Origin of the sequence: Bradyrhizobium sp. Leo170, assembly GCF_004296405.1 — a bacterium.
Classification (GTDB): Bacteria; Pseudomonadota; Alphaproteobacteria; order Rhizobiales; family Xanthobacteraceae; genus Bradyrhizobium.
Window position 1 is genome coordinate 1 of record NZ_PSRR01000332.1, and the last position, 9,758, is coordinate 9,758.

Annotated in this window: 8 protein-coding genes; 3 read left to right on the forward strand and 5 right to left on the reverse strand. The window is 63.0% G+C overall.

Annotated features, from left to right (window positions below):
* A partial coding sequence (locus CWO89_RS35490) for a thiamine pyrophosphate-binding protein (protein WP_130583076.1) occupies positions 1–1,272 on the forward strand: 1,272 nt, incomplete at its 5' end.
* A gap of 120 nt (positions 1,273–1,392) precedes the next feature.
* On the opposite strand, the gene CWO89_RS35495 is transcribed toward CWO89_RS35490, so the two are convergent.
* Positions 1,393–2,781 (reverse strand): LLM class flavin-dependent oxidoreductase, encoded by a 1,389-nt coding sequence (locus CWO89_RS35495; RefSeq protein ID WP_130583077.1) that lies wholly within the window; start codon positions 2,779–2,781, stop codon positions 1,393–1,395.
* A 149-nt stretch (positions 2,782–2,930) separates the two neighbouring features.
* Here CWO89_RS35495 and CWO89_RS35500 point away from each other — a divergent pair, with 149 nt between their 5' ends.
* The gene (locus CWO89_RS35500; RefSeq protein WP_130583078.1) at positions 2,931–4,316 is read left to right on the forward strand and encodes a M20 family metallopeptidase; all 1,386 of its coding nucleotides are present in this window, start codon (positions 2,931–2,933) and stop codon (positions 4,314–4,316) included.
* A gap of 25 nt (positions 4,317–4,341) precedes the next feature.
* On the opposite strand, the gene budC is transcribed toward CWO89_RS35500, so the two are convergent.
* From budC to CWO89_RS35520, 4 genes are all read right to left on the reverse strand, one after another.
* Complete coding sequence (gene budC, locus CWO89_RS35505) at positions 4,342–5,112, reverse strand: meso-2,3-butanediol dehydrogenase (RefSeq protein ID WP_130583079.1); 771 nt, start codon at positions 5,110–5,112, stop codon at positions 4,342–4,344.
* A 132-nt stretch (positions 5,113–5,244) separates the two neighbouring features.
* Complete coding sequence (locus CWO89_RS35510; RefSeq protein ID WP_130583080.1) at positions 5,245–6,753, reverse strand: tripartite tricarboxylate transporter permease; 1,509 nt, start codon at positions 6,751–6,753, stop codon at positions 5,245–5,247.
* 8 nt (positions 6,754–6,761) lie between these two features.
* A complete protein-coding gene (locus tag CWO89_RS35515) occupies positions 6,762–7,247 on the reverse strand; it encodes a tripartite tricarboxylate transporter TctB family protein (RefSeq protein WP_130583081.1) in 486 nt (161 codons plus the stop codon).
* Between the two features lie 54 nt (positions 7,248–7,301).
* Entirely contained in the window at positions 7,302–8,273 is a 972-nt protein-coding gene (locus CWO89_RS35520; protein WP_130583082.1) for a tripartite tricarboxylate transporter substrate binding protein, read from the reverse strand.
* 474 nt (positions 8,274–8,747) lie between these two features.
* Between CWO89_RS35520 and CWO89_RS35525 the strand changes: the two genes are divergently transcribed.
* The gene (locus CWO89_RS35525; RefSeq protein ID WP_130583083.1) at positions 8,748–9,659 is read left to right on the forward strand and encodes an amino acid ABC transporter substrate-binding protein; all 912 of its coding nucleotides are present in this window, start codon (positions 8,748–8,750) and stop codon (positions 9,657–9,659) included.
* The last annotated feature ends 99 nt before the right edge of the window (positions 9,660–9,758 follow it).

A 9,758-nucleotide genomic window follows, 5' to 3' on the forward strand; every position in this document is an offset into this window, starting at 1 on the left:
GAAAAGTGGGTACTAGAGGACCTGCCGCGCATCGTGCGCCGCGCCGCAAAGGTCGCGACCACGCCGCCGACCGGGCCGGTGTTTATCTCGCTGCCCGGCGATATCCTCAATTCCGAAGCCGGCATCGAGCTCGGCCGCGCGACCCGCGTCGACACGCGGGTGAAGCCGTCGGATGAATCGCTGCAGGCCCTGGTCGCGCGGATCCTGAAAGCGGAGCGGCCGGTGATTGTCACCGGCGACGAGATCGTCAAAAGCGATGCGCTGCAGGAAGCCGCCGAGCTCGCGCAGGTGCTGGGCGCGCCGGCCTATCAATCGTCGACGCCCTATGGCGCGCACTTCCTCTCCGAAAGCCCGTGCTTCATGGGCGCGATCGCGCGGGTGCAGAAGCTCGCGCGCGAGACGCTGGCGCCCTACGATCTCATCATCGCACTCGGTGGCGATCCCTTGCGGATGTCGGTCTATAGCGAGGTCGATCCGCTGCCGGATGGTCTGGGTATCGTGCAGGTCGGCCTGGTCGACTGGGACCTAGCCAAGAATTACGGCGCCGAGATCGCGCTGAAGGCGGACGTGAAGGAAACCCTGCGCGCGTTGATCCCGGCGCTGAAGGCGGCCGGCGGCAGTGCGCTGGAGACGCGGGCGAAGCAGGGCGTTGCGGCGCTGGCATCGAAGAACTGGACCGCGAAGCGGAAGGCGCTGGTCGAGCAGATATCGAAAGCCGAAGGCACCTCGCCGATCGATCCCGACTGGCTGGCGCTGCAGGTGGTCGAGGCGATGCCTGACAATGCGATCCTGGTCGATGAAGGTCTGACCTCGTCGCGCCAGATGATCGCGCTGCGCCCGCACCGCGACCGCTATGGCTATCACGCGCTCGCCTCCGGCGGCATCGGCTGGGGACTGCCGGCCTCGGTCGGCGTCAGCCTCGCCAATCCGCAGCGGCCGGTGGTGTGTTTTTCCGGCGACGGCAGCGCGATGTACTCGATCCAGTCGCTGTGGACGGCGGCCAACCACAAGCTGCCGCTGACTTTCGTCATCGTCAACAATGGCGGCTACCGCATCATCAAGCAGCGCCTGCTCGCCTTCCACGGCGACGATCATTACGTCGGCATGGATTTCGTCGACCCGCCGGTTGATTTCACCGGCGTCGCGAAGTCGCTCGGATTGGAAGTCATGAGGATCAGCGATCCCCGTGAGCTGAAGGGCGCGCTGCGCTCCGCCTTCAGCCGTCCCGGCACGAAGCTGATCGAGGTGGTGGTGAGCAACGCGGTGAATTAAGCCGCGCTCTATCAACGCGTCATTGCGAGCGGAGCGAAGCAATCCATCTCTCCGCTAGCGGAGGCATGGATTGCTTCGTCGCTACGCTCCTCGCAATGACGGTCTGAGACGGTGTCGCTCCTACTCCGCCGCCGTCGCGTGCGCCTTGATGCGATAGCGGCCTGCGGGGTGCTCGGTGGTCAATCGCGCGCGGCCCGCGCCGAACAGTTTCTCGCGCAGCGTGCCCTGCGCATAGTCCTGCTTGTATCGGCCCCGGCGGGTCAATTCCGGCACCAGCATGTCGGCGATATCCTCGAAATCGCCGGGTGAGATCGCAAAGGCAACATTGAGGCCGTCGACGTCGGTCTGCTCGAACCAGCGCTCGATATCATCGGCAACCTTTTCCGGCGTGCCGACCACGATCGGACCGATGCCGCCGATACCGACATGCTCGGCGACCTCGCGCACGGTCCAGATGCGATCGGGATCGGCGCGGGTGATGTTGTCCATCGCGGTGCGGCCGGCGTCGTTGTGGACATGGCGCACCTCCTGGTCGAGGCCGTAGGTCGAGAAATCGACACCGGTCCAGCCGGACATCAGGGTCAGCGCGCCCTCGTGGCTGATGTGGCGGCGATAGTCCGCATATTTCGCGCTTGCCTCGGCCTCGGTGCGGCCGAGGACGACCGTCATCATGCTGAACATCAGGATCTCGGCCGGATTCCTTCCCTTCTGCGCGGCGAGCTCGCGGATGGCGGAGACCCGCGGCGCGATCACCTTGGCCGATGGCCCGGACATGAACACGCATTCGGCGTGCTCCGCGGCGAACTGCCGGCCGCGTGGCGACGTGCCGGCCTGATAGAGCACCGGCGTGCGCTGCGGCGACGGCTCGCTCAGATGCAGCGCGCTGAGACGGAAGTTCTTGCCCTCGTGCCTGACCGGATGCACCTTCGCGGGATCGGCGAAGATGCTGCGCGCACGATCGCGGATCGCGGCGTCATCCTCCCAGCACCCTTCCCAGAGCTTGTAGACCACCTCCATATATTCGTCGGCCACGTCGTAACGGTCGTCATGTGCCGTCTGCTTGTCCTTGCCGGCGCCGCGTGCGGCGGAGTCGAGATAGCCGGTCACCACGTTCCAGCCGACACGGCCCTCGGTCAGATGATCGAGCGTCGACATCCGCCGCGCGAAGGTGTAGGGCGGCTCGAAGGAGAGGTTGCTGGTGACGCCGAAACCGAGATGCTTCGTCACCGCGGCCATCGCCGGAACCAGCAGCAAGGGATCGTTCACCGGCGTCTGTGCGGCGTTGCGCAGCGCAGCATCCGGGCCGCCGCCGAACACGTCGTAGACGCCGAGCACATCGGCGAGGAACAGGCCGTCGAACCGGCCGCGCTCCAGCGTTTTGGCGAGATCGAGCCAGTAGGGCAGCCGGTTGTACTCCGCGGTGCAGTCGCGCGGATGGGTCCACAATCCCGGCGACTGATGCGCCACGCAGTTCATGGCAAAGGCGTTGAGCCGGATTTGTTTTGTCATGTGCTGGGCTTTCGATATTTATTTTGTGGTGTGCCGATTGCAATTTTAGCAGAGCCTGGCATCGCTGCGCCACTTCCAGCATAGGGCGTATCCCGCTAATGAGGTCGAGAGAATAATTCGATCGACAAGGCGCGGCGAAAGGGAAAGTTATGGCTGACAGGGGTGATGCGATTGCTCGCGTCCGACAGCATTTTCAATCGGGCGAGTTTCTTCGCGAACTCGACCAACGTATCGGCTACCGGACCGAAAGCCAGAACCCCGGCAGCGGCGCCGCGCTGCGCGCTTATCTGACTGATAACCTGCAGCCCGCGCTGGCCGAGCTCGACTTCAAGACTCGTTTGATCGAGTCTCCGACAGGCAGGGGTCCGTTTCTCCTGGCCGAATATCTCGAGGACGCCTCGCGCCCGACCGTGCTCACCTACGGCCATGGCGATGTCGTCGACGGCATGATTGGTGAATGGCGCGATAATCTCGATCCCTGGAAGACCACGATCAAGGGCAACCGCGTCTATGGCCGCGGCACCGCTGACAACAAGGGCCAGCACAGCATCAATATCGCGGCGCTGCGGGCGGTGCGGGAGACCCGCGGCGGCAGGCTCGGCTTCAACGCGAAGTTCATCATCGAGACCGGGGAGGAGATCGGCTCGCCGGACCTGCGGGCGGTCTGCGAAGCTCATCGCGAGGAACTCAAGGCCGATCTGTTCCTGGCATCCGACGGGCCGCGGCTTTCGGCCGAGCGCCCGACGATCTTTCTTGGCTGCCGCGGCGGCAACCGTATCCATCTCGACGTTAACCTGCGCGATGGTGGTCATCATTCCGGTAATTGGGGTGGTGTGCTCGCCAATCCCGCCACCATCCTGGCGAACGCGATCGCGAGCCTGGTCGACGGCAAGGGGCGGATGAAGCTCGATGCATTGAAACCGCCGCCGATCTCGAATCGGGTCCGGGCGGCGTTGGCGGACGTGAAGGTCGAGCCAGGCGCAGACGAGCCGGCGCTGTCGCCGGACTGGGGCGAGGAGGAGCTTTCGCCCGCCGAGCGGCTCTATGCCTGGAACACGCTGGAAGTGCTGGCGATGTCGGCGGGCAATATCGCAAGCCCGGCGAATGCGATCCCGGGGAAGGCGAATGCCGTGCTGCAGCTTCGCTTCGTCGTCGGCACGAAGATTGGCGAGGTCGTCGATGCCGTGCGCGCGCATCTGCATGCCAACGGCTTTCCGATGGTTGAGGTCAGCGGTGCGCAACGCTTTGCGGCGTCGCGGACCGATATGGACAGTCCCTGGATCGACTGGACCGCGGCATCGATCCGCAAGACCACCGGCAAGGCGCCGGCGGTGCTGCCGAATTTCGGCGGCTCACTGCCGAATGACGTGTTTTCGGAAGCTCTGGGCTTGCCGACGATCTGGGTGCCGCATTCCTATCCCGGCTGCTCGCAGCACGCACCCGACGAGCACATTCTGCTGCCGGTGACGGAAGAAGCGCTCACCATTATGACCGGCCTGTTCTGGGATCTCGGGGAGATGGCGCGGGCGCTGTGATCGCCGCCGATGCACCAAGCGAGTTCTATATGAAGGATGCCTGGCCGTTCGATGCATCGAGCCCACCGTCGACCGGCAGATTTACGCCGTTGACAAAGCTCGCATCGTCGCTTGCAAGGAACGCGATGACACCAGCGACTTCCTCAGGCTGCGCGACCCGTCCCAGGGGAATGCGTGGGATCACTCGTTGAGGCAACTCGGGGAAGCGCTCGAAAGCGGACACGGTCAGGTCGGTGAGCGTGATGCCTGGGCAAACCGCGTTGACGCGTACTCCCCTTTGGGCAAATTCGAGAGCTAGACTCCGTGTGAGATTGCAAACCGCGCCTTTTGTCGTGTTGTAAAAGCTAAGCCCAAGGTCACCGCCAAGTCCCGAAAGAGATGACACATTGACGATCGAGCCCTTGCTCTTGACAAGATGAGGAAGCGTAGCCCTCGTCACGTTGAGGACGCCATCGACGTTGACCGCGAAGATCTCGCGCCAATTCTGAGTGGGCAGATCGAGGAAAGCTCCAGCAATCCCCATTCCGGCATTGTTAACGACAATGTCGATCCTGCCGAGCCTGTGGAATACATCGGTGACGAGGTCTTCAACCGCATTCGCGTTCGAGACGTCCGCTGGCCGGATCATGCAGCGGTCGGCTGTCAAGGTCGCGGCGACGTCTTGCAATTTGGACGCTCGGCGTCCGTTCAGTACGACGGTTGCTCCTTCCCCATGAAATCGACGCGCAGTCGCCGCGCCGATACCGCTTCCAGCGCCGGTGACGATGACTACCTTGCCGTCGAACCTTGGGGACATCGTTCGTGAACTCCACCTAATGCAACCGATGCATCGGTGGATGCTGGGGAGCTCCGATTGCAGTTGTGTTTCAGTGGAGACATAGTTGGCTACATTTGAAGGCGATCACGATTGGTTGGGGCTCTGTGGAGCTCACGCGCCCTCGTCCAGCGCAACCATCTCGCGCTTCTTGCGTAACGCCGGCAATAGCGGCCCGACCAGCAGCACCACCGCCAGCGCCAGACATGCCGCCGAGATCGGCCGCTGCACGAAGGTCATCAGGTCGCCTTGCGACAGGATCAGCGACTTGCGCAGATTGTTTTCCAGCATCGGGCCGAGCACGAAGGCGAGCACCAGCGGCGCCGGCTCGTAGCCGAGCTTGCGCATGAAATAGCCGATCACGCCGAAGGCGATCATCACATAGACATCGAAGACATTGTTGCTGGAACAATAGACGCCGATGATGGTGAACAGGATGATCAGCGGGAACAGGACGTTATATGGCAATTTTAAGAGCTGCACCCACATCCCGATCATCGGCAGGTTGAGCACGAGCAGCATCAGGTTGCCGATATACATGCTGGCGACGATGCCCCAGAACAGTCCGGGGTTTTGCGTGATCATGAGCGGGCCAGGCTGCAGGCCGTGAATCACGAAAGCGCCGAGCAACAGCGCCATCACCACGTTCGGCGGGATGCCGAGCGTCATCAGCGGAATGAAGGCGCCACCGGCGGCAGCATTGTTCGCCGATTCCGGTCCGGCGACGCCCTCGATGGCGCCCTTGCCGAACCGCTCCGGCGTCTTGGAAAGGCGCTTCTCCAGTGCGTAGGATGCAAACGAGGCGACGACCGCGCCGCCGCCCGGCAGGATGCCGAGGAAGAATCCAAGGATCGTCCCGCGCGACACGGGTCCGGCGCTGGCCTTCCAGTCCGCTTTGTTCGGCAGAAGGTGCGTGATTTTGGTGTTGATGACGTCGCGCTTGATCGCCTGCTCGGTGTTGAGCAGCACTTCGGCGATGCCGAACAGCCCCATCACAACAGGCACGAGCCCGATGCCGTCGATCAGCTCCACGCGGCCGAACGTCAGCCGCGGCATCGCGGTGATGCTGTCGAGTCCGACCAGTCCGAGCACGACGCCGATGCAGGCCATCAGCAGCGCCTTGGCCATCGATCCCTGCGTCAGGAAGGTCAGGACCACCAGTCCCAGCACCATCAGCGAGAAATATTCGGCCGGACCGAATGCGATCGCGACGCTGGCGAGCTTTGGCGCGACCAGCATCAGCGCGATCAGGGCAAACGTGCCGGCGATGAACGAGCCGAATGCGGAAATGCCGAGCGCGGGGCCGGCGCGGCCCTGCTTGGCCATCTCGTGGCCGTCGATGCAGGTGACGACGGAGGCGGCTTCGCCGGGGATGTTGACCAGGATCGAGGTGGTGGAGCCGCCATACATCGAGCCGTAATAGATGCCGGCCATCATGATGATGCCGGATTCCGGCGTGCCCGACAGCGTCACCGGCAACAGCAGCGACATCGCCGAGATCGGGCCGATGCCGGGCAGCACGCCGACCAGGGTGCCGATGAAGACGCCGATGAAGCAATAGAGCAGGTTGACCGGCAGAAGCGCGACGCCGAACCCGTGGGCGACGTTGAGGATTGTTTCCATGGGCGCGCTCAGCCGATCTCGAATACGCCCGAAGGCAGTTGAATGCCAAGCAAATGCTTGAGCACCCACCACATGCCGAGCGGGGACATGATCGACAGCGGAATGGTCAACGACCAGCGCACGGGATCGATCACACGGAGCAGCAGCACCATCAGCGGAATCGCCGACAGCAGAAAGCCGAACGTGTCGAGCGCGAACGAAAACAATGTGAGGCAGGCGATGATCAGGAGCGGCTTGCTCCAGCGCGTGTTCTCCCAGCGCGAGGCCAAAGTCGGCCCGCCTTCGGTGACGGCAGAGACAATGATCGTGAGAGCGAACAGGCAGATCAGGATGCCGGTGTAGAACAGGACGTAGCCGGAGCCGGGATCGTTGATGGTGCCGAGCTTGAGCCTCACACCCGACCAGATCACAAAGCCGCCCAAGGCCAGGCCAATCAGCCCGCCCCAGAGCTCGGAATTGCTGAGGCGGAATTTCACGTTCGCGTCGTTGCTCATGTCGTGCGTCCAGATGCTCGCGCTGCCACTGGCGTTTTGCCCCCGTGCGAGGGGCTAGTTCGTCTTCTTCGCGAGACCGAGCGACTCGATCACCTTGCGCTCTGACGCGGTGACCTCGACGACGAATTTCTTGTAGTCCTCGGTGTTCTTGTAGTTCGGCACCATGTCGTATTTGGCGAGCGTTGCGATCACGGCCGGGTCCTCGATCGCCTTCTTGAAGGCGTCGTGCAGCTTGGCCACGATCTTGGGATCCATGCCCTTCGGCCCGGCGATGCCGAACGGGGAGTCATAGACCATGGAATAGCCGAGCTCCTTCAGCGTCGGCACGTCGGGATAGTTCGGCGAGCGCGCGCCGGTCCACACCATCAACAGGCGCAGTTTTCCGGCATCGACCAGCGGCCGCCAGCCGGTGGAATCCGCTTGCAGCATAGTGTGCTGGCCGAGCACCGCGGCATTGGTCTCCGCGCCGCCCTTGAACGGCACCTGCGTCAGCTTGATGCCGGCCAGAGCCGCGATCTGCTCCATGCCGATATGCAGCGAGGTGCCGGCGCCCGGCGTCGCATAGGTGACCTTGCCAGGATTCTTCTTGGCAAAATCGATCACGTCCTGCCAGGTCTTGAACGGACCTTCGGCGCTGGTCGTGACGCCAAAGGTGTAGCCGGTGAGGTGGACGATATAGCTGAAATCCTTGGCCGGATCCCAGGACACTTCCTGCATCAAGGGCAGGCGGAACACGGTGATCGGAATCTGCGCGATGGTGTAGCCGTCCGGCTTCGCGGCGGCCGCCATGGTGGCCGGACCGACCGTGCCGCCGCCGCCGGCCTTGTTGTCGATCGCGATCGGCTGGCCCAGGATCTTCGAGGCGCTGTCGGCGATGGCGCGCATCGAGATGTCGGTCGATCCTCCTGCCGGCCACGGCAGGATCAGCGTGATTGGTTTTGTCGGATATTCCTGGGCGGTGGCGGAAGTCGCCATCAGCATCCCTATGGCCGCGACTGCAAGCATCAAACGACTGTAACGAGGCATCTACAACTCCCTCTGCGGTCCCGTTGGCCGGGCCGGATTTGTTTTCTCTTTGATGCGGCGATCTTTCCTGAAAACGAAACAGAAGAAAAGCGTGTTGGGGGAAAGGTTTGTCGATGCCGCCGGATGAAACGGCACGTGCGACAATTCGCCTACCGTGGTATGCCGAGCTGCGGAATTGGAGCGGCGGCCCGCGGGCGCGAATGCCGGCAGGTGGGGGCAACCTCTGCGGGCGGGACGGGAGACAATCGAGACTAAAGTATGCCCGCTCTATTCTCTTCCAGGCGAGTATGATTTCGTTTGCACGCCGGGGACATGGGCTGATAGCTGCGGCAACAGGGGGCGCAAGAGTTACGACGATGGCGAAGCTCGGTCATTTTGCGATGAGCGAGACATCCAGAGCCGTGTCGCGGCCACGTTGCGCCGGCTGACAGACATTCTGACACAATCGAACCTATCCAACCGAGGAGACCACGCATGAAACGCCTTCTTTCGATCGGCTTCGCGCTCGCCACCGCGCTCGGCGCGGCTGAGGCCGGCGCCCAGGAGCTGACGGGGACGTTGAAGAACATCAAGGAGACCGGCACGATCACGCTCGGCCACCGCGACTCCTCGATCCCCTTCTCCTATCTCGACGACAACCAGAAGCCGATCGGCTACGCGATGGATATCTGCTACAAGATCGTCGACGCCGTGAAGAAGGAACTGAAGCTCGACAAGCTCGAGGTGAAGCTCAACCCGGTGACGTCATCGACCCGCATCCCGCTGCTCGCCAACGGCACCATCGATCTCGAATGCGGTTCGACCACCAATAATGCCGAGCGGCAGAAGCAGATTTCCTTCACCAACACCCATTTCCTCACCGCGAGCCGCTACGTCTCGAAGAAGTCGAGCAAGATCAATTCGATCGACGATCTCAAGGGCAAGCCCGTGGTGTCAACCGCCGGCACCACCAACATCAAGCAGCTCACCGAGGCCAATGCCGCGCGCGGGCTGAACGTCAACATCATCCCGGCCAAGGACCATGCGGAAGCATTCCTGATGGTCGAGACCGACCGCGCGGTCGCCTTCGTGATGGACGATATCCTGCTCGCAAGCCTGGTTGCGGGGTCGAAGGCGCCGAACGACTACGTCATCTCGAAGGACGCATTCTCGAAGCCCGAGCCGTACGGCATCATGCTGCGCAAGGACGATCCGGCCTTCAAGAAGGTGGTCGATGCGGCAACCGCCGCGCTCTACACCGGCGGCGAGGGCCAGAAGATCTACGACAAGTGGTTCACGCAGAAGGTCCCCCCGAAGGGGCTGAACCTGAATACGCCGATCTCGGCGGAATTGAAGAACGAATTCGCGAAGCCCTCGGACTCGCCGGACCCGGATTCGTATAAGTAGACGCAGCTCTAGACCCTCATGGTGAGGAGGCGCTCTTGCGCCGTCCGAACCATGAGGCCCCACTGTGGCCTCATCCTTCGAGACGCGGCGAAGACGCCG